Source organism: Pseudomonas lopnurensis, assembly GCF_015070855.1.
GTDB classification, from domain to species: domain Bacteria; phylum Pseudomonadota; class Gammaproteobacteria; order Pseudomonadales; family Pseudomonadaceae; genus Stutzerimonas; species Stutzerimonas lopnurensis.
The window spans coordinates 1-24,988 of sequence record NZ_JADDIX010000091.1 but is presented as its reverse complement, the minus strand read 5'-3'; the positions used below and the strand labels follow the sequence as shown (position 1 = coordinate 24,988).

Below are 24,988 nucleotides of genomic sequence, written 5' to 3'. Positions count from 1 at the left end.
CATAGAACGGTAGTGCTATCGGTTAGGACCGCTCGGCGCGCTCAGGGAAGGATCACTGTCCCCCTAATGGCCATTTGCCAAAGCAAAGACCAAGGTCTGGAAAAATGCAATTAGGGTTCTATCCGTTAGCATGAACACTTTCGAGCAAGCTCATACGGAGCTGAAGGAGTGTTCATCTCCAAACGCAAGAAATACAGTCCCGAATTCAAGCGGTAAGCCATCGAACTGTTTCGTGGTTCAAGGGTGCGTCGCCGCCAGGTGGCCCTGGAATCAGTATTGCCACCAACCTGCTCACGTGCTGGGTTCTAGAGGCGCAGCTAGGCACAGAAAAAGCCCTTCTCGGGATGGGAAACCAGCGGGATGAGGAACTTGCCCGCCTCTAACGCGAGCTGGCCCGAGTAACCAAGGAACGTGATTATTAATAGACGCTGGTAGCGTACTTTGCCAAGGTGTCATCGAGCGGTACACGGTGATCTAGCTTTGCCGTAACGAGTGCCCCGTGTGACTGATGTGCCGTTGCCTGAAGGTTTCTGCCAGTGTCTATTGCGCTTGGCGGGATCGCGAGCCAAGCCCGCGTGCCCAAGAGAATACGCACTTATTGAAGTGCATCCGGGAGATTCACGAGGACAGTCGTGGTGTGATGGGAGCGCCGCGCAAGCATGAGGATCTGTTCGACGAGGGCGAAACCATCAGCCTAAACCGCGTTGCTCGCCTAATAACAACTGAGCGAATTCAATGCTGGCCACGTCGGAGGAGGCGTGGCTTTGGAACAGTCGCCAGCTGCCATCCAGCAGGCGTGAAAAACCTGCTGGGGCACGATTTCACCCCGCCGGAACCGGAGCGCAATTGGAGCACAGTCATCACGGAGGTAGGCTCACTGGAAGGCAAGCTCTTCCTATGCGTGGTGCTCGGCCTGTAAAGCAAGCTTGTGATCGGTTAATCGAGGTATCACCGTCAGTATAGGCAGATATGATTCGAGCGGTGGATACGGCGATCTGACAGCGCAGGGGGATTGCTCGGCGAGTCTGCATTGGGATCGCGGTAGCCAAGGCGGATTCAACCGGTCGTCGTAACGCGCTGTTCTGCGGCATGAGTGCCGTTGGGCGTTGTGACGACAGCGCTGCCTGTGAAGGCTTCTTCAGTCTGCTCAGATAGGAGCGCGTGGTCCATCAGTCGTATCGAATTCGTGATGAAGCACGGGCAGATCTGTTCGACTACATCGAGCGGGTTGATAAACCATGAGCGTGTCGTAGAGTCGCCTGGCAAGATCTGAAGTTTTCAGCCCTTTTCAAACTGTCCGTGGAACTGGGTAGAACCCGATCGCATTGAGGAGTGCTAGGCACGCGCCAAGGCCAGCGCTATCGGGTGTTTGCGCTGTGCACGGCACCCCGATGCACTCATTGGGTGCCGTCTCCAACCCCCGTGCAGACTGCTTTTCGGGCCAACGAAGTGCCGCCCCCTTTTATCTTGCCCTCCGCTTTTTCCGTGCCTTTGTGCGCCTGAGCAGGGTAATCAGGTTGGGGGATACTAAAGGATCTCGCAGTCGCTAGGCGGTATCTGAGGGCTGAGGTATCCGCAGGTCCGCGGTGCCCGACTACACACGCCGCGCAACACGCTATCGACATCTAGATCGACGCGATAATGGACAGCTCATCGACATGAGTCCGAGCACAAGAGCTGCGCCAGAACGATCATCCCGCCGACAGACAGCGCACCGAAGTGGCGACTGTCGAATGCCTTCTGGTTGGTGCTGCTGAGCAGGGGCGGTTCATCGCCAACCAGGCGCCGGCGGGTCTGCCAGGCTGGCAGCGCGCGACCCTGTCGATCTCTGCGCAAGAGCCTGACAACAAGGACGCCATTGATGCGCTTCCGTCTGGCTATCTTGCATGCACACGTGCTGCGGTCCCATCGCCGCCACGGTCTTCAACAACGGTGTGGTCGCCTGCAGGTGGCGTGCTGCGCAGCCATTGCATTGCCTCCGGCGGTAGGTGAACCAGCATCAGATCGCCTGGCGCCAGTGAGTTGCCGGCGAAGTGCGATACCAGCCGGCAGGCATGCTGTCGGACATGTTGTAGATCAGCCGTGGTGGTGACGTTGCGAGCGTTGCCCAACCCAGGGCGAATATGCTGCCTGCGGGCAGTGTCAGCGGTCGCCATGCCTGGTGAGTCCCCGGCGTCATGAAGTGGCCTACTGCTTCAGCACCTCGCGCAACATTTCCGCCATGGTCACGCCGGGGGCGAAGGCCGCCAGCTTGAGGCGCGTGCGTAGTGCTGGCGTCACGTCCAGCGTCAGCCGAGTGCTGTAGCGTTCGACCTTTCCGTTGTCGATGACAGCGCCCTGGCGTATCCAGGCTTTGGCCTGCGGATCGGTCAGCGGGCGTGCACCGATATCGATGCGCTTGCCGCTCATGGCGACCACCTCAGCAGCTCCTCGACCAGGCTGCTGACCTCGCGCGCGGCGGCGCTGTCCGGCGCCGGTTCACGCGCCAGGCGACCGGCCGCCACGCTCTCGGCAAAGACGATGCGCTGGCGTACTTCCGCCTACAGCGCCGGCAGCGGTTGGTCGGCCAAGGCGCCGCGCGCTTCACGGCCGATCACCGTGGTGCTGACACGGCGGTTGATGGCAAACGCCGCGCGCAGCAAGGGCCTGAACATCTGCGCTTCACGGATCAGGTTGACCATCTCCGCGCTGGCCCACAGGTCGTAGGGGCTGGGCTGCACCGGGATCAACACGCAATCCGCCGCCAGCAACGCCGAGCGGGCGAGGGCGGCGATGCGTGGGGTCAGTCGATGATCACGTGATCGGCGCGACAAGCCAGCTCCGGGGCTTCCTGGTGCAGCGTCTCGCGTGCCAGGCCGACAGCACTGAACAATCTCGGCAAACCTTGCTGGCGGCGCCGCTGCGCCGCTGCGTCCAGTCCAGCGCCGAGCCCTGTGGGTCGGCATCGAGCAGGATGACGTTCTGCCCGCGCAGGGCCAGTTCGCCGGCGATATGGGTGGCCGGGTGGTCTTGTCCACCCCGCCTTTCTGGTTGAGCAGGGCGACGATCATGGCCGGATCTCCCCGGCCAGACTGCCTCGATTAGCACCTGTCCACACACAGGCGCTGCCCCAATAACAAGTTAGAGCTTTTAAGTTAGTTAAGTTAAGGGAGGCTGGAAGCCCCGCCAGACGTGGCCTACAGCGGAGTTCGTGCGCCTAATAGCACGAGAGTGATGCGCCTGATAGCACGTGCCGGCGTGCGCCTGATAGCACGACTGCATTCACAGCTTTTCCCGAAGTTATCCCCGTGCCGTTGACGGCACGCGCCGGAGATCCGCTCGCCTGGGGGGGCAAGCGCTGCGATGTTTCAGCGGTTTCCTAGGTTGGGGTTGGCGCCGATCCCGGATCTGGGTGCGGGCAGGCTCGAGATAACTGCGCTCAGGAGAGGCGTCACGATCTGCCGCGCATCGTCCTCGTGCTGGAGTTAGCGCCGATGGTCGCCCTCCGGGCCTGTGCGCGTTTGCCGGAAACGGTCCAGGAGCGCGTTGAGGCGCTTCAGGTGACTTGGGAAAGGGCGCAGGTAGGGTAAAGCTGCTGGAGCGTTCTAAGGGGCTCTGGAGGCGTTTCTGGCCGCTGTCGTTGAGCGTGGCTCAAGGGTGAACATGTGGGCAACTGGTCGAGCCTGGCCTGTTCGTGTGCGAGCTCGCGTCCCGCAGTCTCGCCCAACGGGCGGCATATGGCGTGTGTGGCAGCAGTCTCCGAATGTGCGGTTCTACGGCTTTCTGCAAAACCGGACAACCGCTTCGGTGGATTTCCGTAAATCCGTAAAACCGTGGATACGGATCGACAGATTTGGGCAAAACCGTAAGACCGTAACGGTCTCAATCAGCAGGAGAGACAACGCGGTTGCTCCAGCCTGATCGCCGGGTGCGTGCGCCCGTGCATCAGCCTTCCGGGTGGGGCGCGCGGGTGGCCGGCAGGGCAGGGGCGCAAATAACAAGGCACCTGGTCGCCCCGGTGCCTTCCGCTGGCCTAGCGATTCCAGAACACGTGTACCTGCTCGAATCCGGTCTCCAGGGTGAACAGGTCGCCGCTGTACTCCATGTCGCGGGCCATGGCGCGGTAGTCGATGTACATGGCCAGGTGCGGCGGAATACTGCTGGTTTCCTCGGTCAGCTCCTGGGCGTAGTCGGCCAGCGAGCTGTAGCAGCCACAATAGTCTTCCTCGGCCGCCTTGCGCGCCTGCTCTAGGTCGTTGAAGTGAGCGAGCAGGGCGCCGCCGAACTCGGGGTACTCCTCGATGAAACACGCAATCTCGTGGGCGCTTTCGAGGCCCTCGTACTCGTCGAGGCGGTAGATATTGAAACCCTCGAAGTCGTGGATGGCGTATTCCTCTGCATCCTCCACTGGTGAGGCCGCCAGCATGGCACTGACCTGTGCTTGGATGTCGTCCAGCTCCAGGGTGGCATCGATCCAGACGCCATGCAGGTGACCGGCGTTGTAGGCGGCCAGGTCGGCAATGTAGATCCTGATGTGTTCGCTCATGGCTTTCGCTCCTTCGTCTTCAGGGGGCTGCGCTTGCGCTGCGCATGAACCCCTGCCGACTAGGGCGACTAAGGCGGTCGTGAAAAAATCAGGAAAAATCGCGGAGGCTCCACCCAGCGCAGCGGCCGGGTGGAAACCGCCTATTTTTCTTGATTTTGAGGGGGCAAGAACCCCTGCTCATGGATAGGGGAGAGTGTCACCAGTGGTGGCAACCTTGCGTTTCGTCTGTCGGTAACTGGCCGGAGTCGGCCAAAAGCTGCTGCTGTAGGGTAACCATAAAGTCAGGGGGATTCACTTCGTTGGCAAAGTGCTACTAGACATCATCGTTCAGACTCCGTAGCGTTCTGCTGACATATGGTAGTTACGTCTTTGCTTATAAGGATTTTGTGATGGGCGAGTGGTCAAAGAAGTTGGGGGAGCGCGGGGAGCACGTTGTTGAAACCCTACTCAACCTTATTGGGTGGAAAGCGGCGCTCAAGGGAACAAGCATTGACTGCGTCAAGCCAAAACTGCACAGCACGACCGGTAACCCGAGAGAGACGCATGGTGCAGATTTCGTCTTCAGTTGCCTGTCTCCCCTTGAGGATGGCGTGCTCAAACACATGGTCATCTCGTCGAAATTTTCTAGCGTGCCCTATCCCACCTCGCCCGGTAGCAAATTTAAAGAACATTTCGTTGACCTAGCGACAACGGTCGAATGCTTCAATCGCTCCTCTGTGAAGAAATCAATTAATGCCGGCTACTCCAATGCCAGCTCTCAGGCGATCGCAGGTGTCCTGTTCTGGCTAAGTGCGAAATCTGATGCCGAGGCAGATGTGGTCAGTCAGGTTGCAGGTTCGCGCAAGCTTGATGACTCCAATTATGGGACTATCTATGTAGTAGATAACAGCCGCGCAAGCTTCCTTTTCGACACCATCACATATGTCAGAAACACGTTCGGATCTGAGAATGTGAGCTTCCTCTACCCATCCACAGGGAAGAATGTAAGTCCCACTCAAAGATTGACTAATGGCCCAATTTTACCCCCTGAGTATCTCAATAGTGGCCTCATTCCTTTCTTTGTCCAAGAGTATGACAAGAAGCACTTGGTCATATGCTGCCAGGATGAATTTAGCGAGGAAACTGTGAAACGCATGATCGGTTTTTCGATGGCAATCGCCCTTGAATTCCCACATAAAGTGACGCTTGCATTTCCCGACTACAACTACGTCGAACACGAAGAAACTGTGAATATTGCCAAGGTGGCAATCGCGAATAAAGAATTCGCCGCCATAGTTAGTGTAGAGTCTTATAAGGTGGATTTCAGAGGTTGATGCCATGAGCAATCAAAATATTGACTCAATCTTGCCGCAAGGTGAGGCGCTGCGCACCTATCTAGTACAACCTTACATAGGTGTAGGCGATATCAAGATCGCACTGAGGAATCGGGGCGTCTTCATCAATAGTCAGGAAAAGGAACAGACTATTCCTGCACTTACACTTTCCTTGATCAGGCCGAGTGAGTTTTCGCAACTCCAGCTTGCCTATACGACCAAGGAGGACAATCCCAAGATCACCACTCAAACCATCAAGTGGCAAGGGAGCGACGCATTGCTTGACTCCATTCCCGATGCGATTGATGTAAACAAGCTTCTTGACCTCGACTTCGTGAATTTCAAGGTACTGGGTACGCCAAATTTCTACCCTGTCAATAAAGACCTCGATACCATCCGGATGGACTACGTCTTGGAGCGAATTGATCGGTCCAAAAGCTGGGCGGACTCACACAAGACCTTCAAAGGGGCAATCGAGATCAAGAAAAACAAGGCCCAGGATGAGCTGATCCTGATTAGCACGCATACTGCACCTGAGACAAGAAGTACGAATAAAGCCATATCCAAGCACTTGGTCTCGCACTTTAAATCTGTCAAGCAAATCGATGAGAACGAGACGGTTACATCCATTCGTTTCTGCGACTTTACCAACGAGAACAGATTCCTTTATCTATTAGGCCTGACCCAGCGCAGCCGGTTAGTAGCCATCACTTTCCTCGAAATTGTGGATATTGGTATAGCACCCGACCCCGACAATATGCTCCCAGCCGACCTTGGGTGGATGAAAGAGAAAATTCGCAACTTGGATTTGAAGGGGTTCAGCTTGGAGGATTCGGATTTTCTATCCAATCCATCCTATAGGCCGAGTCTATTCCTGCATCGCCTAGACGCCAAATTTCGCTTCAGTACGTCCGGGCTCGATGGTAACTGCGTCATCTCCCTTGGCTTTCCGGAATTTTCTGCAGGCCAAAACAAGGACAGCGAAATCGAGTTACGGATTAAGCAGATCACCTTTGATAATACGGTCAAGTCGGTTGACAAGAATGACGCGAAGGAGACGATCTTGAAGGAACTGGAGTCGGAGAAGATCGAGACGTTCAAGACACTATCGACCCCCAGTAAACCAACGACGTCAAAACCGCTTCCGCCTTCTTAGTGAGCGGCCTATCCATTTGCCGATCGTTAATACTTCGTAGTTGCACCACCTCACGCAATATCGGGAGTTTTGTTGGGCGGGTATGCTCAATTTTTTCCAGGTTCTGCAGAGGCAGCTTTTGGCCGACTCCTGCCTGATGCGATAGGCACAAAGCGGCCTAAACAGTCTGGTCATTTTTCACTCAGCCCGATCGTTTCGCTAGCTTGACTCAAAAAAGCTACGCTTCACTCGCCGGTTAGAAAAGAAGTTCGCCGTAACGCTTCTATGCCATCAAGTTGAGGCCATCTAAATGCAAACTGATTTTCAAGTTTCCGCTCATCGCGAACTCGCTAATTTCGCGCATCGAAATCAGCTTGCCCCGTACCGGCTTGTTGAGAGTGGCAACGGCACCGAGTACAAGAATTATCTGAATGGCACGGTTTTCACTGTCTACCACGATAGACTTGACGACGCGAACAGTGGTCAAATCGAGATAGCTGTCGGCATAGAAAACATATCGACCGAACTGACATGTTCACCAGACGCAATTACCGTATGGTTCTTAAAAGCGCAGAAGTCTCTTCATTCAGCGGAGAGCAAGTCGCCGCTTTGGTGGCCGCGAGTAGCAGTTTGGTCCCTCGATGAGATTCGCGTTTTCTGCAGTGCTTACGAGTCCCTATCGAACTCAAGAGGCAATGCAATACCCATGGAGAAGCCTCAGGAACCACCGCCCCCTGTTGACGAGCGAGTCGTGCGCGAGATCCTCACTCGCAGGGGACAATCAGGCTTCCGATCTGCACTCCTCCGCGCATATGGTTGTCGCTGTGCGATCTCGACCTGTGCGGACGTCGACGTATTGGAAGCAGCGCACATCATCCCCCACAGTGATACACAAGACTACCGCACTGCAAACGGGTTGCTCCTGCGGGCTGACCTGCACACATTGTTCGATTTGCGCCTCATTTCAATAGATCCAAGAACTGCCAAGGTAGTTGTATCTAGAGGACTCGGAGACACTTACCAACCTCTGAATGGCAGCGTCATCAATCTACCGGTTGACTCCGCCTGTCACCCTGATCCATCGCTCCTAATGCATCACTTCAACCAATGGCAGGCGAACGAGCAGAGTAACGGCTAACCCCCTCCATCGAGCGGACATGACCCAGCAAGCTGAGCCTCTCCGCTTATATCGAGCATTAGCGATGGCCCGGTTTGGGCCGATTTCCGCCGGTCGCCATGGGCGGAGATCGGCCGATTCTGTTGAAAAAGTCGATTTTTGAGAGCGCTGCTTGGCGGCAGCTCAAGAAACGCTCGATTTCGGCGTTGCTACGGAAAAATCAAGGCAGCTCCGCCTTCTAAGCGAACCAGATTTCCACCTCGCTCAGGCTCTTTCATGGGCAAGAATCGGGACGGGACTTTTTCAACAGAATCGGCCAGAAGCGGTCGGTCACCTGAGTAGGTTCACAGTCTGCAGAAAGTTCACGGGTGATGGTAACGACATGTCGGGCACGTGGAACGGCCGAGTAAGCCGTGGCATATTCCCCCACACTCCTTCGACACGCAGCGCGGTCTACGAATGGCTGTCTTGAGAACCGACATTGAAAGGGCACTCGATGAGCTCGCCTCCCAAGAGGAGGGGATGCGTTTTCAGGGGCTGGCGGTAGTACTCGGCAAGAAGCGCTGGCCCGAACTCATCGCCCGCCAGCGGAAGAAGGATCTCGGCCTCGATGCCTACGCGCCCGCAAGCCTGACGCCGGAGAATATTGGCAAGGGGCTCGCCGCCTCGATCACGCCAACGCTGAAGAAGATTTCTGACGATGCGGAGACCGCCAAGAAGAACTTTCCTGACCTCAGGAAGCTCCTCTTCGTGACGTCCGCCAAAGTTGGCAACGCCGACCGAAAGCGGTGGGAAGAGGCTATTCAAAAAGACCACAGCGTCGAACTTCACATCATCGAGCGCGAGGAAATCATCACGCAGATGATGATGCCGGAGAACGCTTCGCTCCGTGCGAGCTTCCTCCACCTCGATATCGATGCCGAACCGCAGGTCGCAGACCTCATTGAAAGAACAAAGCGTGCGGCCAATGCTGTCACACGGGCCTGGGCAGCCAAGACAAAAGGGCATCCGCTCATCGAGCTCACAACAGTGCGGCTTGACCCGAACGGCGCGGAGTCTGCCGACGTGCTGTCGCTGGAGCAAATCGACCTGGCGCTATTGCAGAGCAGCCGCATCGTTCTCGAAGGGCCCGCCGGCCGCGGAAAAACCACGACGCTGATACAGCTCGCACAACGCGTGCGCACCGCCGGCACACCGCTTATCGTCGAACTTCCGGCGTGGACGTCCTCGCACCGGGGAATTCTCGAATACATTGCCGGCATGCCTGCGTTCCAGGCCGAAGGTCTCACGGCCGCCGACCTCGCGCGCGTGCAGCAAACGGAACCTTTCCTGTTTTTGTTGAACGGCTGGAATGAAATTGCGGAGACGAATTCCTCGCAGGCGAATGACGCACTCCGGGAACTCGAACGGGATTTTCCGAGCGCTGGCATCATCGTCGCAACCCGCACGTACCATTTAACACCGCCACTGCCCGGCGCTTTACGGCTGCGATTGCTGCGCCTGCGGCGTACGCAGCGGGTCGCGTATCTGGCGGCCCGCCTTGGCGCGAAAGACGCCGAGCTTCGCGCCCGCATCGATGCCGACCCGTCGCTCGACGAGCTGACCCGCACGCCATTCATCCTCTCGGAAGTCGCTTCGCTGTTTGAAGCTGGCGCCGAAATTCCCTCCACGAAAATCGGAATCCTAGACCAAGTTCTCCGTTTGCAAGAACGACGCGACGAACACAGAAACGCGCTGCACGCAGCACCAATCTTCGGCCGGCAAAAGGACTACCTGAAGGCCATCGCAACCGAGATGACCCGCCGCGGCGCGGTGGCATTGCCCGAGGCTGATGCCCGCGCTGTCGTTGCTGCCGTTGCACGAGAGCTTGCGCACCGTGGCCAGATCGAGCCGGTAGGAGCGCCGACGATCCTCGCGACGCTCACGGCGCACCACGTCTTCGAGCGCGTCGACTACCCGCAAACGGCGTTTCAATTCGAGCATCAGCAGCTTCAGGAGTACTACGCTGCGCTTGACTTGCGTGGGCTGCTTTTCGACCTGCGGTGCGATGACCACGACGCGACCGGCTGCTTTACGGCGGACTACGTGAACGATCCGGCATGGGCCGAACCCCTGCTCATGATCGCCGAGACGTTTGCTGAACAGACCGGCGACGGAGAAACCGACAGGAGAAACACCAGCGCCGGCAGGAAGCTGGTGGCAATGGCACTCGCCGTCGACCCAGTATTCGCTGCCGAGCTTGCGCAGCTTTGCGGCACGGCCGTCTGGAATGAAGTTCGCGCAGCCGTCGGCGAGCGTCTTCGCGCCCTCTACACGATCCGCGACGGCAGCTTTCGCCAGTATGCCACCGCCGCCTTGCTGGCTACCGGCGCGGACGACTTCAGCGACCTCATCGTGCCGCTTCTGTCGGAACAAGACCAGCAGACGCGGCTACGCACTTACCGGCTCTGGCCGGACATCCATGTCTCGTCGTTGGGAGCGAACTGGCACGAACAGGTGCGCGGCTGGGGCGACGAGGCGCGCGCGGATTTCGTCTCCGAACTGCTACATCATCGTATCGATGACGAGATTGCCGCCTTTGCTGCCGAGGACAAGAGCGTCGCGGTGAAGAAGGCCGCGGTCTCCGGCCTCATGTGGACCGGGTCTGACGACGCGCTGACCCGCGTCCTCGAGTCGATGGATGAGCAGACATTCGAGGAGGTCTCGCGCCAATCCGCCGACCGCATGCCCGCGGCCCTCAGGCCCAAGACTATCGCAGCGATGCGGAAATTCATCGAGAGCACCACGGACCATCCCGCCCGCCTGCGAACCGCGCTCGATTTGATCGATTTTGGCGAGACAGGGATGGACGGAGTCATCAAGGATGCACTGGCGGCGCTGTCCGGCGGCGACCTGCGCAATCTGGCTCCGCACTACATCCAGCCGGCGCTCAAGCATCTGCGCAAAAGCGATCCCGCCTGGGTGAGCGAGTGGGTGGCCGTCCAGATTGCCGAAGGCTTCCTCTACGAGCCCGAGTATTGGTTGCCGTTTGCGACCGTCATTCCCGACAGTCTCGTCGAGAAATACCTGCAACGCCTCGAGACCGAAGACCTCAAGAACGGGCACTTCGGCGGCGTGATTTCCATCATTGCCGCGCGTGCAGAAGCCAACCTTGCGGCGCGCGTGTTTGCGAAGCTGCGCGAGCTGCGGCGCAATGTGGATGCGGAGCCCGGCGTGCGGCACGAACTCGAGTGGCAGATGATGCGCCAACTGGAAGCCATGTTTCGCCACCTTCCCGACGACATCGCCGCGGCTGGCATTCTCTCGTCCGTCACCAGCGGCGATCCGCTCGACATCAAAGTCGCAGCCGGCCTTCTGAGCAGGGTCGCCAGATCGGACGTGGAACCGCTCCGCATCGCGGACGACGACCTGAAGGCACACCTTTGCACCTACCTGAAAAACAGCGTTGATGTCGTCCTGCGCCAAGACGATTTCAACGGCAAGGAGAAAGCTAACCTGGCCTCGTCGATCGCCCAAGCCGGAAGGCCCGAAGACATGGCGGACCTGGTGAGGCTCATCCGCGCCGACATCGAGCGGGTACGCCGCGGCCGGGCCGAGCGTGCTGCCGGCGACCGCGGACCTCTCGGTGATGGTGCAGCCATGAGCTACGCCGGCTGGCACATCGCCGCCGTCATGCACCTCAACGCGGCCGGTGCCGAGCAGGTGCTCATTGACCTGCTTCCCGAGCCGGAATACCGCTCCGAGGCCGCCGCTGCGATGGCGCGCGACTTCGTGCCAAAATCGGAGCGTTCCTTCGACCGGACGTTCCGCTACGACATGATGTGGGCCGCACGCGAAGGTCGCACTCCGCAGCCCGGCGACGACCTGCGGCGCACACGGTTCGCCGCCGCACTCGATGCCGAAATCAAGCGCCTGCGAGAGCAGAACCAAGACGGGAAATCCGCTGCAGGGCTGAAAGAGCTCGCAAAGGCGCTTGCCGCAATTGACGGCCGTGGTTCCGCGTCAGCGGTGCTCGACGCAATTGCCATGCCCGGCCAATGGGACCAATACATCTGTCTTGACGCCGCCGAGCGCCTGTTGATGGCGGGTGTCGTCTTGCCCGCAACCACCGCGTTCGCCCTCGTCGATTCTATCGTCGAGCGGACGGAGAAATGGATGCAGGATTCAGACAGGTACCTTCTGCGCCGCATCCTTGCGCTCTGCCCGTTCGTCGACGACCCCGCGGCCGGGATCGCCAAGATGCGCGACGTGCTTGGCAAGCGGCAATTCCGGGGGTATGAACTGCGCGAACTTGTCACCGCTCTCGGCGAGAGCCGATCGGATGCCTCCGTCGATCTCTTGTACGAGCTTGCGCGTGATGCGCAGACGTTCGAGCAATGCGAGGACAGCTTCATCAACGCCTTCGCCGCGCTCGATACTCCGCGCGCGCAGGAACTGCTCCTGGGTTTTGTCGATCCGGATATTTGCGGCATCGCGCTGACGCGTCGTCTTCACCGCGAGGACGTGCTGGTCGCGCGGCTCACGGAGCTGGCCCAGCGCAGGCCTGAGGTGGCCGCGTGGCTGCTGAATTTGTGCGAACGCGAACTGCCGGAACTCAGTCGGCACGTCCTCTCGAAGGTAATGAACTGGCTCGGAACGCCCGAAGCCCTTGCCGCAAATATGAACCTGATCGATGACGCTAAGCCCTCACCGGTTCCGCAGGGCATTTGGGACCAACTCGAAAGTGCTTTCGTCGAACGACGACCCTATGGGCAAAATTCCAACGTCTTCACGCGACACGCACGCGCTTCAAATGAACTGCGCGTCCTGCTGTTCAGAATGGCGATTGGGGACGAGAAACGACGGAGGTCTGCCTTCATGCTTCTCGGTCAGATCGAAGAATGGCGCCTGGAACATGGCAGGCCGATGGGCGAACCGCGTCACCCCGATCTCGCATCCGGCCAATCTTGGCCGCCCGTAGATCTCTAACTTTTATCGTGAGCCCAAAGGGGCAGTCCTTGCTGGTCGCACCTATCCTGGCAGAGCATCAAATTTGTCATCTATTGCCACAGAGGTAGGCGATATACCCGACTAGTTCGGGTTAGAGGGAAATTCAGGCATCCAACGGGAGACATTCATGAACGACTGCTGTGGGTCGATTCCGGCCTGTCGCGACAGGCAGCAGCCGGCCAGAAGCAGCCAGTCAACGGCGAAGCGGATATTGGGTGGTTCTGTGGCTGTCCCCCAGCCACTTCCTGGTGATGACGCTAGGTCACGCCTTCTCGCGAGGCGGGCCACTAATCCTCTACTAGATATGCGCACGGACGAAATACATGAATGAGTCCTTCGTGTCCGACCTCGCACTCGGAGTTTTGACTAAACGAGTGGTTGACCAAGCGACGCAAAGTTGGAGCGCAGCAGAGGTGTCTGACGCGTTCGCCACCGACTTGGTACTCTGCGAATTGATTCAGGTTGCCCAGCACACTAATCTCCTGAAAAATCGCCAATTGGTCATACGGGCAATGGGCATTTCAGCGCGAACGCTGCAGCGATGGCTCAGGGTGCCGCCTGCAAGCCTCACACCCGAAAACGGCATCCATTTGCTCCGATTGCTCGCCGTACTCGCGCGCGGAGCCCATGTTTGGTTCGGGGATCAAAGCAGAGCGATGGCTTAGCAAATCAAAACTGGGGCTGGAGCAGCGGATCCCACAGGATCTACTCAAAGCCCCCTCTGACTATGAGGTATTGGCCTCATTCCTCGTGAGTACGGTGTGTATCACTGACTAATTGCTGAGGCTACTCTTGAGCTTGGATCCGTCCTGGATAGCAGATCGGACTATCTTTAGTGCTTCCTTCTTGTTCGCGTAGACAGTGTCCGAGTAGATCTCCCGCCTTGTCGCGTCCATGATGATCAGCCGGCAGTCTTCCAGCGGATCATCGTCGGGAATCAGGGCCTGCAGCGAAGGCAATGAGCTTGAACCTAGCACCGCTACAAAATGCTCATCCACAAGGCGCTTTGTGAGCTCATAACCCATGAAGTAGCCCAAGCGATAGGTCAAATCGCTTTTTGTGGAGTGAAGTTCGTCGTACACGACAACGAAGACCATGGCATCCCTGGCCGCGGCTTCCGAAAGTGCGGTTTCCAATGACGAGTGGGGCTCACGGAGAAAGAAGCGATCCTTAACGGCACTTGCTGTGGCCGGTGCCTCGGCGTATTGAGAGGCAAGTACCCAGCGTTGGAATGACACTGGCATATACCTGGCAGCGAGCGCACGCCCCTTTGGCGAGTCGAGCAGCTTGGCTTCGATTAATTCGTTGTCGAATACCAGAAGACCGTATTCGGGGAGTAAGGCTTTTAGGTGTGTCGCGAGGGTACTGCTGGCCACGGTCGAGTAAAAGGCGATGAAGCCATTGCAGCGATGAGTCCCCAGTCGATCGCGTAGATTGATGTCTTCATTGTGACCGACAGATTCGCCCGATCCCGCTTTGTGTTTGCAGCTGACGAGCCAACGGTACTCGGACTGCCCACCTGGACCAAATCTGATTTCACTCACGATAAGATCCCGCCCCGCGTCCTGTCCTCGATCAGGGCCTACGACAACGGAAAAGCCTTCCGCTTCCAGAAAATCACGTGCGAACAGCTCAAACTGATCACGCTCCGTGCCTTTGTGAGCCGGAGCGATTTCCTTGAAATTCAAAGCTGGCATGGCATTCCTATCCATTGACTCGAAGGAGATTAAAGGCTTCGCCTTATAAGTCATTTGACCACTGAGGCGACCACGCCTAAGCCGCTTCAGCGCGTCGCTTGGTCAAACCGTCACGCCAGGCCTTGAGTGCTTCCAAGTCCTGACGCAGCTCTGGCTCATCCGGAATAAATACGGGTACTTCACTAGATTGACTGTGCTCGTAGCAGCTGTATTTGGTCATCAACGTATCAATCAGTTTGCAGTCCTGTGGCTCGATGCCCTGAATAGCATGCAGTCGGTTATCGGTGGTAATGCTACGCCGATGCCGGAGCACGACCTTGTTAAGCAAATCCTCTTCAACTGACCGCTCAATCAGCTTGCGAAACTCACTGCAAATTCCTTGGGCGAGCATCCGGTAGGCCGCAGCACCACCCGTCTCACCCGCCTTGCGCGCGGCATCCAGCTTGGTGATCAAAAGGTTGTTGGCCTTTTTTGTATTGGCGTTCCAAACGTCCTGGTCTGCCGGGTGGCCAGCAACACCAGCGTAGGCTTCGATACACATAGGTTGATAGTGATCTGCTTTCCACTTATCGCCTTGTTTTCGGGCCAAGTCTTCCAGAATTCCGTAAAGGGACAATCGGTGAGTGAGCACAATTACCTGCCTGGTTTTGGCAAGCTCAACGAGGCGGCATGCCACAAACCATTCAAAATCATGGTCGAGGGAGGAGATAGGATCATCAAATAGGAAAGGGGCCGCGCCCGGCTTATCACAGACATCGGCCAGAAATGCCGCAAGGGAAATGATGCGACGCTCTCCGTCACTCAAGACACTGTCGGGCATGGCACGACCGTTTTGAGCACCTTTGAGCTTGAGCTGATGCAGTACCTTGGCGTTGCGAGTTCTGGTCTTGACCAGTTCAACTTGTATGCGGGTTGCTCCGAGTGCCAGGAGCTCCCGATTGAATCGTTCAACGTACGCCTCGGTGACGACAGCTTGGGTCACCTCTGCTGATTTCATCGATATCGCTCGGGTGCCTGCCAACCCTTTCCAGGACTCATAGTCTTTCACCTGGCGCAGTCGATCGACCTCAACACGAATAGCCGCAGCTTGCTCTGTAATCCACTTCTTGGCTTCCAGCGCTAGCTTTTGATTGGTCGCCTGCGCTCTATCAAACCCCAGAGCATCCTGATCGTACTGAGCTGCGGTCGCTTCCAGTTCATCTCGATAACCCGTCAACTTAATGATGGCTTCATCGACTGCGTGAACTGGGGTTGCAAGCTGCTCGACTTCATGAGCAATCAGAGCGTTTTTTGCTGAAAGCGCTTGCTGCCAGAAGCCATTGAGGTAATTCCACCAAGCCTCATCTGTCACGCCGGCAGCCTGGCACTGGGTCTGTATATCTTGTTCAGCTGTGATGCCTGGCAGCTGATCAAGGCCCGCTTTGTACTTTGCTTCAGCGGTCTTCGCATCTGATTCAAGCTTGCTATGCACGAATGATTCAAAGTCCTTCAACCGCTGCTGCGCATCTTCAGAAAGTTCTTGGTGACATAGCACGCACCGTGCATCCGCAGTCGCCGGAAAGGCAGTTTCCGGATATGGCGTTGCGGAATAGAGCCTGGCAGCCTCCCACATCGCACGCCATGTGGCGGTGCCCACCCCTTCAAGCACGGCTGACTTTACCTTGGCGCCCTCGACAGCAATTTGTCGTTTGGACACCGCATCCTGTCTGAGGAGGCGCAGTGCCTGAATGTTATCGACTCCAAAAGCAGTAGACGCTTGCTGGAGTGCACTGATGATTTTTTGGAGCTCGACCTTAGTGCGTCGTTTCTGTTGTGCCAACGCGGAGGGATCTTCGGTCTTGAGGCGCTCCACTAGCTCTACAAGCCTAAGCTCATCTTCAGCGGCCCAATGCAAGGCCGTTTCAAGTTCAGCCACGGACAATTTGCCGAGCTCGCTGTACAGCTTTTGGGAGGGGGTTGTACCGTAAATCGGTGGGAGCACGGGTAATACGCTGACCAGTTTGTCTTGCTCGGACTCCAGAGTCTGCCGAACCATTTCGACTGCGGAAGCAAGCTTCTCAAAGAGACTAAGGACGGGAGGGATATAGGTCGCAGCGCTTTCAGCTGTCAGATAATGACTGGCCTCGTCACTGTCGAAGATGTCGATGCCTCGCAGTGTGTCGACGGCGTCGCCTCCTACGCTCCACTCATGCAAGCTCTCTACGCCGTTGAGCTGAGAGGTGATATGGCATTTGCTGTGCGCCGGAGCCGCCTTGAACACGTTGGTTTTTAGGTCAACGGCCCTTGGCTTGCCCGAGACCTTTTTGAGAATGCGGGTATAGCTGGATTTACCTGATCCGTTGTGGCCGTAGATCACGGTGAGGTTCGCGCTGCCAAACTCAAGTGGAGCGCGGGGCTCCAGGTTCTCGATCCCGACAACCTCGGCGATTCGAACCAACCGCAGCTCATCTCCTACCTTTGGATTGTTGGTCAATTCCACGAAGCCGCGGTGCTTGGTAGGCTTTTGGCCTGCTGGAGTCTTGAGGATGGCCACCAGGGCAGCAATATCCGCCGGACTCAGCTCTCCATTTTTCAGAAGTCTGTCAGCGGCCTCTTGTAGCCAATCATTTTGCTTGAGCAGCCATGTACGAATCTCTGCCTGAACGTCCACTGTATTACCTCCCTGATGGTAGACCATGTCAAAAAGCTATCAGAGCCAACGAGGCGGAGCTAGGTCATTTACAGATGTAGAGTGAATCGGCCATAGATTCGTAGACTCCTTCAAGCAGCTGTTTCTGGCTAGGAACGACCACTTTTGGCCGATTCTGTTGAAAAAGTCCTGTCGCTTTTTTTGCCGATGAAAGAACGTGACCGACGTTGAAATCTGGCTCGGTCAGAAGACGGAGCTGTCCTAGCTTTTACGTAGCAACGCCGAAATTGAGCGATTTTTAAGCAGCCAGGAAGCGGCGCTCTCAGAAACCGACTTTTTCAACAGAATCGGCCGTTCTCGGCCTGTTCTAGGGCGCCCGCGTTTTGGGGGACGTCCCCAAAATTTGACGACATGTGACAGTTAGCGCGAGCCGGCAAGGCCGGCTCGTGCACATCCGCTTTACAGCTCCAAGGAAAGGGGATTGGCCGACTGGCCGCAGCACCTGTGAGAGCATATGCGCTGGTGGACGCGGCTGAGGAAGCCCACTTCGAAGGCTCTCCGTTCTATCGCGCAGGGCAGTAGGTCGCGTTCGGCGATCATTACTGCCCAGAGCCAGCCGCTGCGGGCGTTGTCGAGCCAGGTCTGGGCAAGTTTGACGCCCTGGTTGAATGCCTCCCTGCAGTCGGCAGCCCAGATGATTTCTACACCTGGGTGGCCATCGTGGGGAGGAAGACAGGTTATGACACCCTTGCTCATCTGGTGCCTCCTCGTACTTCGGAGAGGGCTCGACGATAGAGCACCACCATCTCGTCGAGTAGATCCAGGGCTGAATATGCAGCGATCCGTACGCGCAGGTCTGCCGGCTGCAGCCCATCAGGTTCAGCCAGTTGATCCAGCAGATTGCCGAGCATGACGCCGCGCAGTTCAGCGGCAGCTTCGGAGGGCAGGGGAGAGCGTTCGGATTCATGCAGCGGGCTTCGCTGCAGTGGAAAAGGTACAACGCAGGATTTGAACTCAGCCATGGCTCACCTCCAGATCAGAGGTGGACAGCAAGACCTGAAGCCCAAGGCGGAGCTCTCGGGTAAAAAAGGGGTAGCGCATTTTCCTTGTGCTCCTCAGACGATTAAGGAGCCGTCACCCGCCGTTGTCACTCGGATGTGGGTGGCGGACCGTGCGGGGGTGACAAACCGGCGTCCGAGGGAACCGGCCAGGCAAAAGCCTGCCCCACACGGCCCACCATAGAAGTTAAGCAACCAAGCACATCAAGTGCTGGCTACTCAAGCTATGGCGCTACCGCGCCTCGAACGAATCAGGTTGTCACACCCGGTCGTGGGATTTACCACGACGGGCGCACTCTAGCCCGAGGGTTTCAGGATGGCAACCTACTGTGGCGTAGGTGAGATTGAAGACGGGTAACACCTGGGCCCCTGATTCGGCGATGGCATGTTCGGGCTCGTCTCGGGGGCGGGGTGCGGATAATATGTAGGCTGATTGATGATGGCGTTGCTAGAACCGTCGCCCCACAAATCGGTCTATCTCCCGCGTCAGTAAAAGCTCTGCGCGATTGACGGTAGAGGTGACGGTAAGGCCCATTTCAATTTCAGCCAATCCCCTAAGCCAAGCGGGCTCGGGCGGCTTGTTGATGATCGAGTGGGAGTGATCTGAAGCAATGAGGGCAGCCCAGGCTGCCCTCATGCTATGCGCAGCCTTCCGTAGAGAAGCGCGCAGCAGAGCCTGATGGGCCCATGAATTGGACTGGCTGGAGCCCGACGCATGTCCTTTACCCGCAGACAGATTCTTACCGGCCTGGCCGGTCTCGGTGTGGTCGGCCTCGGTGCCGGCGGTGTTCGCTATTGGCTGGGGCGTCCCGCCGACGTCACCACGCACGACTATGAGCTGATTGCCGCGCCGCTCGATATCGAGCTGGTACCCGGCCATTCGACCCCCGCCTGGGCCTATGGTGGTCAGGCGCCGGGCCTGGAGTTGCGTGGCCGCCAGGGCGACTGGTTGCGGGTGCGCTTCATCAACCAGTTGCCGGAGCCGACCACCATCCACTGGCATGGCATCCGCTTGCCGCTGGAAATGGACGGCGTGCCCTACGTGTCGCAGCTGCCGGTGCTGCCCGGCGAGTTCTTCGACTACCGCTTCCAGCTGCACGATGCCGGGAGCTTCTGGTATCACCCCCACACCGCTAGCGGCGAGCAACTGGGGCGTGGGCTGGTCGGCCCGCTGATCGTCGAGGAACGCGAGCCGAGCGGTTTCCGCCACGAGCGCACACTGAACCTGAAAAGCTGGCATGTCGACAAGCAGGGCGCCTTCACCGCCTTCAGTGTGGCCCGCGAGGCGGCACGTGGCGGCACGCCGGGCGTGCTGTCGACGGTGAACGGCGAACATGCGCCCACTCTGGGTCTGCCGGCCGGGCAGATCGTGCGATTGCGCGTGCTGAACCTCGACAACACGCTGACCTACAGACTCAACCTTCCCGATGGCGAGGCGCGCATCTATGCCCTGGACGGCCATCCGGTCGTGCCGCGCCCCCTGGGCAAGGAATACTGGCTCGGCCCGGGCATGCGTATCGAACTGGCGCTGCGGGTGCCGGCTGCCGGTACGGAGCTGTCGCTGCGTAACGGGCCGCTGCGCCTGGCGACGCTGCGCTCGGTGGCGAACGGCGAAGCGGCGGGCGACTGGCCGCCGGCGCTGCCGGCCAACCCGGTGGCCGAACCGGATCTGCAGCGCGCCGAGACGCTGCGCTTCAATTTCGAATGGGCCGGCACCCTGTCGACCGACGTCGAGCAGGGCGGTGCCTACACCTTCTGGCAGATCAACGGCCAGGCCTGGGACATCAACGACAAGAGTTGCGCCGAGCGGCCGATCGCGACCCTCGAGCGCGACGGTCACTACATCTTCGAATTGCGCAACCTCAGCCAGTACCAGCATCCGATCCACCTGCACGGGATGGCCTTCAAGGTGATCGCCTCCAACCGTCGGAAGATCGAGCCCTGGTTCACCGACACCTACCTGCTGGGCAAGAACGAAACCGCACGGATCGCCCTGGTGGCGGATAATCCCGGCGTCTGGATGTTCCACTGCCACGTCATCGACCATATGGAAACCGGGCTGATGGCGGCGATCGAGGTGGTGTAGGCGCAGAAGACGATAAAAGCGCTGGAAGCTGAGCGGAAAAGCAGCCGAAGCCGAAGCTTGTCCTCCAGCGTCCAGCCCTGAAGCCTGAATTATGAAAAGACCACAGATCATCGACCGCAGCCAGGACGAGCGCTTCATGCGCGAGGCGCTGGCGCTGGCGGCGCAAGGCGCGGCGCTGGGCGAAGTGCCCGTGGGTGCCGTGCTGGTGCAGGACGGGCAGGTCATCGGGCGTGGCTTCAACTGCCCGATATCCCGGCATGACCCCAGTGCCCACGCGGAGATGGTGGCGATCCGCGATGCCGCCCTGGCCGTGGAGAACTACCGGCTGCCGGGTAGCACCCTGTACGTGACGCTGGAGCCCTGCAGCATGTGCGCCGGGCTGATCGTGCATTCGCGCATCCAGCGCGTGGTGTACGGCGCGACCGAGCCGAAGGCCGGCGTGGTGGTCAGTCGCGGGCAGTTCTTCGCGCAGGAATTTCTCAACCACCGGGTGCTGGTCGAGGGCGGCGTGCTGATGGAGGCGTGCGGGGCAATGCTCAGCGAGTTCTTTCGCCTGCGGCGGCTGAAGGGGCGAGCGGACGGCTGATACCGGTGTGCCGGTTTGCACACGGGGAACGCCCGGCCCTTGCTGGTGATCCCGACGACGCCCGAGAGCATCGCCAGCAAGCTGGCTCCCTACAGGAGGCGCGCTGGTTTGCTTCGTTGGATTGTTGCAGGATTGCCGAAGCTCAAAAGCATCGCCCTCGCGGCCTGAACGTCGTAGGGTGGGCTTCAGCCCACCCAATCTCTCCTGCCGGTGGGCTGAGGCCCACCCTACGGGGTCGTGAGTTCCGCGAACCTGGCGTGGCGCCGTGCTCAGCGAGCCGCGGCGCCTACCGGGAGTGCGTCGCGGGCGGCAATGCTGCCCTGGGCCGGGAATACCACCAGATGGTCGGCTGCGATGGCGATGCCTATGTCCTGGCCGGTGGGGTAGTCGGCATGGCTGGTGAAGATGGCCACCAGCTGGTTGCCGGTGGGCAACTGCAACCGATACAGGGTCGACGCGCCGAGGAAAGTCTTGCCGACGATCAGTGCACGCAGCGGGCTGTCCGGGCGGTAGACGATGTCGTCCGGGCGCAGCAGGACATCCACCGAACTGCCGGCCGGCCAGTTGTAGGCGCGGTTGCCATGGATGACGCCGAGTTCGGTCTGCACGGTTTCCGGATCGAGCAGCTGCCCGCGGATGAAATAACCCTGGCCGATGAAGCTGGCGACGAAGGGGGTCAGCGGTTCGTGATAGAGATTGAACGGCGTGTCCCATTGCTCCAGGCGTCCATCCTTGAACACCCCGACCTGGTCGCTGACCGCGAAAGCCTCCTCCTGGTCGTGGGTGACCAGGATTGCGCTGGTGTCGCGTGCCTTGAGGATTTCGCGCACCTCGTGGCTGAGGCGCCGCCGCAGCTCCACATCGAGGTTGGAGAAGGGTTCGTCGAGTAGCAGCAAGGCCGGCTCCGGTGCCAGCGCCCGCGCGAGCGCCACGCGTTGCTGCTGGCCGCCGGATAACTCGTGCGGGTAGCGCTTGCCAAGGTGCGAGAGGTGCACCAGCTCGAGCATCTCGGCAACGATACGTTGGTTGTCGGGTTGTTTGCGAATGCCGAAGGCGATGTTTTCCGCCACGGTCAGGTGCGGGAACAGGGCGTAGTCCTGAAAGACCATGCCGATGCGGCGCTTCTCCGGTGCGAGGGTGAAGCCGGCGCGGGAAATCACCGTGTCTGCCAGCTGGATCTCGCCCTGATGCACCGGCTCGAAACCGGCGATGGCGCGCAGGGTGGTGGTCTTGCCGCAACCCGAGGGGCCCAGCAGGCAGCCGATGTCGCCGCGGTTCAGGTGCAGGCTCAGGTGCTGCACGATGCTCTGCGCGCCATAGCCGCAGGCCAGGTCGCGCAGCTGCAGTAGCGGCGGTTCGTGCTTCATGCGTGGTGGTAGGCCGGCTCGACGAGGAATTCGAGCAGCGCCTTCTGCACGTGCAGGCGATTCTCCGCCTGGTCCCAGGCGACCGAACGGGGGTCGTCGAGCAGGTCTTCGCTGATTTCCTCGCCGCGGTGTGCCGGCAGGCAATGCATGAACAGCACGTCTTCCGCAGCGCAGTCGAGCAGGGCGCGGTCGACCTGATAGGGACGGAAGGTGGCGAGGCGTGCTGCGACTTCGTCCTCCTGGCCCATCGAGGCCCAGACGTCGGTGCTGATCAGGTGTGCGCCGGCGGCGGCCTCGCGCGGATCGCGCGTTACCTGCACGCGGTCGCCGGCCTGGGCCAGCAGCGCGGCGTCGGGCTCGTAGCCCTCGGGGCAGGCGACTTTCAGCTGGAAGTCGAACTGGATCGCCGCTTCTATATAGGTGTTGCACATGTTGTTGCCGTCGCCGACCCAGGCCACCGTCTTGCCGGCGATGCTGCCACGGTGCTCATGGAAGGTCTGCATGTCGGCCAGTAGCTGGCAGGGATGCAGGTCGTCGGAGAGGCCGTTGATCACCGGCACGCTGGAGTGCGCGGCGAAATCGGTCAGGGTCGAGTGGGCGAAGGTGCGGATCATCACCGCGTCCAGCATGCGGGACATGACGATGGCCGAATCGCTGATCGGCTCGCCACGGCCGAGCTGGGTGTCGCGTGGCGAGAGGAAGATCGCCTGACCGCCGAGTTGGATCATGCCGGCTTCGAAGGACAGCCGGGTGCGTGTCGAGGCCTTCTCGAAGATCATGCCCAGCACGCGGTTCTTCAGCGGTTCGAACAGGACGCCGCGCTCGCGCAGTTCCTTCAGCTCGATGCCGCGGCGGACCAGGCTGTTCAGCTCCTGGGGCGTGCAGTCCATCAGTGAGAGAAAATGCCTTGCGCTCATATCAACTACCTTTATTGCCGCAGTTCGCAGTCCTGGGATTTCCGGGGAAAGGGGACCGACGACTGGGGGTCGCACGGGGAGCGACGAAACGGGAAAGGCGCGATCTTATCCAGAAACCAAGCGCAGGCGCAAATCTCCCGCCGGCCTGGCGCAACGCCCTGAATTGCAGCATTGGCGGCCTTTTCGGCGCTATAAAGCTGAGTCCTTCGCTCGGCTTTCGGGGGCGATTTCCGTTACAATACGCGGCAACCGTGTCTAGCCGAGGTACTCCATGGATATCATCGAAACCATCAAAGAACAGATCGCCAACAACCCGGTGCTGCTGTACATGAAAGGCTCGCCCAACGCCCCGCAGTGCGGTTTCTCCGCGCGCGCTACCCAGGCGGTGATGGGCTGCGGCGAGAAGTTCGCCTACGTGGACATCCTGCAGAACCCGGAAATTCGCGCCAACCTGCCGAAGTACGCCAACTGGCCGACCTTCCCGCAGCTGTGGGTCAATGGCGAACTGGTCGGCGGCAGCGACATCATCCTCGAGATGTTCGAGAAGGGTGAGCTGCAGGAACTGATCAAGTCGACGGTCGGCAAGACCGACGCCTGACCCGCGGCTTCGCTCGATTCGAGCCTTGCGCCGTCGGGCGAGGCGCCCGCTCGGTCGGCAGCCACTTGATACTGATGCCCGCATCGAAGCGCTGCGGGCATTTTTATATTCGATTGTGGCGCGCGGTTACGGACGGATGGTGAACGGCCTGCGATCTTTACGCCGTTTCGCTGGTCTATTGGCCGCGTGGCGGAGGTGCACGGCGAGGCTCGTTCTCGCCTGGCTCTCCGGTCCTGGCCCACTGCGCCGCCTGTCGTAGGCGGGTGCGCCCTGAACGAGTTGTCCGTCTTATGCCGTATTTGCGTGCCGTGCCCTTTCTGATCGTGTTGGCGATCGTGTTGTTCAACGGCCTGAAGCCCGAGCCCGTTCCACAGCTTTTCGTTCAGCAGGACAAGCTACATCACCTACTGGGGTTCGCCGCCCTGGCCTTCACCTTGCGCCTGGCCTTTGCTCGGGTTCCCTTTCTCTGGGGACTGTCGCTGACGGTAGCGGCCGCGCTGTTGATCGAGCTGGGGCAGGGTTTCCTGCCGGGCCGAACGGCATCCCGCTGGGACATGCTGGCGAACGTGCTCGGGGTCCTGCTGGGGTGGGGCTGTTCGCTGCTGATGGAGAAGTGGCTGCGGCAGCGTCCCGCCGAGCCGGTGGCCGAATGACGGGGCTCCTGCAAAAAAACAGGGAGGGCTGTGCAGGCTGGGCCCTGTGGGGGCGCGCCCTCGCTGCGACGCAAGGCCTGCCAGAAGCTTAAAGGCCGCAGTCCCTGGTGAGCGAGCGGTTTTCACGCCATCCGGCAGACGCTCGGCCCCCACTGGATGCAAGGAGCGAGTGTAGGAGCGGGCCATGCCCGCGATTCGCGCGCATGGCGCACTCCTACGGAGCTCTGTGCTTATATCTGAACGGCATTGCGGTTATGAACCGAGGCTTTCGAATCTGGCTCCGCGACCTGGACTCGACTGCGCCAGCAGAACGCGCTT

Annotated in this window: 17 protein-coding genes and 2 pseudogenes; 10 read left to right on the top strand and 9 right to left on the bottom strand. The window is 59.3% G+C overall.

What is annotated here, in order from left to right:
• Nucleotides 1-219 precede the first annotated feature (219 nt).
• Nucleotides 220-1,329: pseudogene (locus IN820_RS18515) on the top strand (IS3 family transposase).
• 858 nt (nt 1,330-2,187) lie between these two features.
• Here the strand turns inward: IN820_RS18515 and IN820_RS18505 are convergent.
• From IN820_RS18505 to IN820_RS18495, 3 genes and pseudogenes are all read right to left on the bottom strand, one after another.
• On the bottom strand, nt 2,188-2,409 hold the full coding sequence (locus IN820_RS18505) for a hypothetical protein (protein ID WP_193682362.1): 222 nt from the start codon (nt 2,407-2,409) through the stop codon (nt 2,188-2,190).
• A pseudogene (gene parA, locus IN820_RS18500) lies at nt 2,406-3,050 on the bottom strand (ParA family partition ATPase). Before parA ends, IN820_RS18505 begins: the two are co-directional and overlap by 4 nt.
• Nucleotides 3,051-4,012: 962 nt before the next feature.
• A complete protein-coding gene (locus tag IN820_RS18495; RefSeq protein WP_193682361.1) occupies nt 4,013-4,525 on the bottom strand; it encodes an antirestriction protein ArdA in 513 nt (170 codons plus the stop codon).
• Nucleotides 4,526-4,914: 389 nt separating this feature from the next.
• On the opposite strand from IN820_RS18495, the gene gapS4a reads away from it, so the two are divergent.
• The 5 genes from gapS4a (at nt 4,915) to IN820_RS18470 (ending at nt 13,744) form a co-directional block, all read left to right on the top strand.
• Nucleotides 4,915-5,838, top strand: a complete 924-nt coding sequence (gapS4a, locus tag IN820_RS18490; RefSeq protein ID WP_193682360.1) for a GapS4a family protein — start codon at nt 4,915-4,917, stop codon at nt 5,836-5,838.
• Nucleotides 5,839-5,842: 4 nt separating this feature from the next.
• Nucleotides 5,843-6,994 (top strand): GapS4b family protein, encoded by a 1,152-nt coding sequence (gene gapS4b, locus IN820_RS18485; protein ID WP_193682359.1) that lies wholly within the window; start codon nt 5,843-5,845, stop codon nt 6,992-6,994.
• Nucleotides 6,995-7,283: 289 nt separating this feature from the next.
• Nucleotides 7,284-8,111, top strand: coding sequence for an HNH endonuclease (locus IN820_RS22885; protein ID WP_328822109.1), 828 nt, complete (start codon nt 7,284-7,286; stop codon nt 8,109-8,111).
• A gap of 447 nt (nt 8,112-8,558) precedes the next feature.
• The gene (locus IN820_RS18475) at nt 8,559-13,058 is read left to right on the top strand and encodes an NACHT domain-containing protein (protein WP_193682358.1); all 4,500 of its coding nucleotides are present in this window, start codon (nt 8,559-8,561) and stop codon (nt 13,056-13,058) included.
• Nucleotides 13,059-13,402: 344 nt separating this feature from the next.
• Entirely contained in the window at nt 13,403-13,744 is a 342-nt protein-coding gene (locus tag IN820_RS18470) for a hypothetical protein (RefSeq protein ID WP_193682357.1), read from the top strand.
• Nucleotides 13,745-13,852: 108 nt separating this feature from the next.
• Here the strand turns inward: IN820_RS18470 and IN820_RS18465 are convergent, their stop codons facing one another.
• The 4 genes from IN820_RS18465 to IN820_RS18450 form a co-directional block, all read right to left on the bottom strand.
• Entirely contained in the window at nt 13,853-14,776 is a 924-nt protein-coding gene (locus IN820_RS18465; protein ID WP_193682356.1) for a restriction endonuclease, read from the bottom strand.
• Nucleotides 14,777-14,852: 76 nt separating this feature from the next.
• Complete coding sequence (locus IN820_RS18460; protein WP_193682355.1) at nt 14,853-17,426, bottom strand: AAA family ATPase; 2,574 nt, start codon at nt 17,424-17,426, stop codon at nt 14,853-14,855.
• A gap of 438 nt (nt 17,427-17,864) precedes the next feature.
• Nucleotides 17,865-18,161 carry a LasR-specific antiactivator QslA gene (locus tag IN820_RS18455; RefSeq protein ID WP_112211964.1) on the bottom strand — a complete coding sequence of 99 codons (297 nt, stop codon included), beginning with the start codon at nt 18,159-18,161 and terminating at the stop codon, nt 17,865-17,867.
• A complete protein-coding gene (locus IN820_RS18450) occupies nt 18,158-18,427 on the bottom strand; it encodes a hypothetical protein (protein ID WP_112211965.1) in 270 nt (89 codons plus the stop codon). The genes IN820_RS18455 and IN820_RS18450 overlap by 4 nt, the downstream gene beginning before the upstream one ends.
• 751 nt (nt 18,428-19,178) lie before the next feature.
• On the opposite strand from IN820_RS18450, the gene IN820_RS18445 reads away from it, so the two are divergent.
• Both IN820_RS18445 and tadA read left to right on the top strand, forming a co-directional pair.
• On the top strand, nt 19,179-20,549 hold the full coding sequence (locus IN820_RS18445) for a multicopper oxidase family protein (protein ID WP_193682354.1): 1,371 nt from the start codon (nt 19,179-19,181) through the stop codon (nt 20,547-20,549).
• 91 nt (nt 20,550-20,640) lie between these two features.
• Nucleotides 20,641-21,135, top strand: coding sequence for a tRNA adenosine(34) deaminase TadA (gene tadA / locus IN820_RS18440; protein WP_193682353.1), 495 nt, complete (start codon nt 20,641-20,643; stop codon nt 21,133-21,135).
• Between the two features lie 269 nt (nt 21,136-21,404).
• Here tadA and IN820_RS18435 read toward each other — a convergent pair whose 3' ends face one another.
• Nucleotides 21,405-22,502: an ABC transporter ATP-binding protein gene (locus IN820_RS18435; protein ID WP_193682352.1), complete on the bottom strand. Its 1,098-nt coding sequence runs from the start codon at nt 22,500-22,502 to the stop codon at nt 21,405-21,407.
• On the bottom strand, nt 22,499-23,419 hold the full coding sequence (gene argF / locus IN820_RS18430) for an ornithine carbamoyltransferase (protein WP_193682351.1): 921 nt from the start codon (nt 23,417-23,419) through the stop codon (nt 22,499-22,501). Before argF ends, IN820_RS18435 begins: the two co-directional genes overlap by 4 nt.
• Nucleotides 23,420-23,690: 271 nt before the next feature.
• Between argF and grxD the strand changes: the two genes are divergently transcribed.
• Together grxD and IN820_RS18420 are read left to right on the top strand one after the other, a co-directional pair.
• Entirely contained in the window at nt 23,691-24,017 is a 327-nt protein-coding gene (grxD, locus tag IN820_RS18425) for a Grx4 family monothiol glutaredoxin (RefSeq protein WP_193682350.1), read from the top strand.
• Between the two features lie 290 nt (nt 24,018-24,307).
• Nucleotides 24,308-24,670 carry a VanZ family protein gene (locus IN820_RS18420; RefSeq protein WP_193682451.1) on the top strand — a complete coding sequence of 121 codons (363 nt, stop codon included), beginning with the start codon at nt 24,308-24,310 and terminating at the stop codon, nt 24,668-24,670.
• Nucleotides 24,671-24,988: the final 318 nt, after the last annotated feature.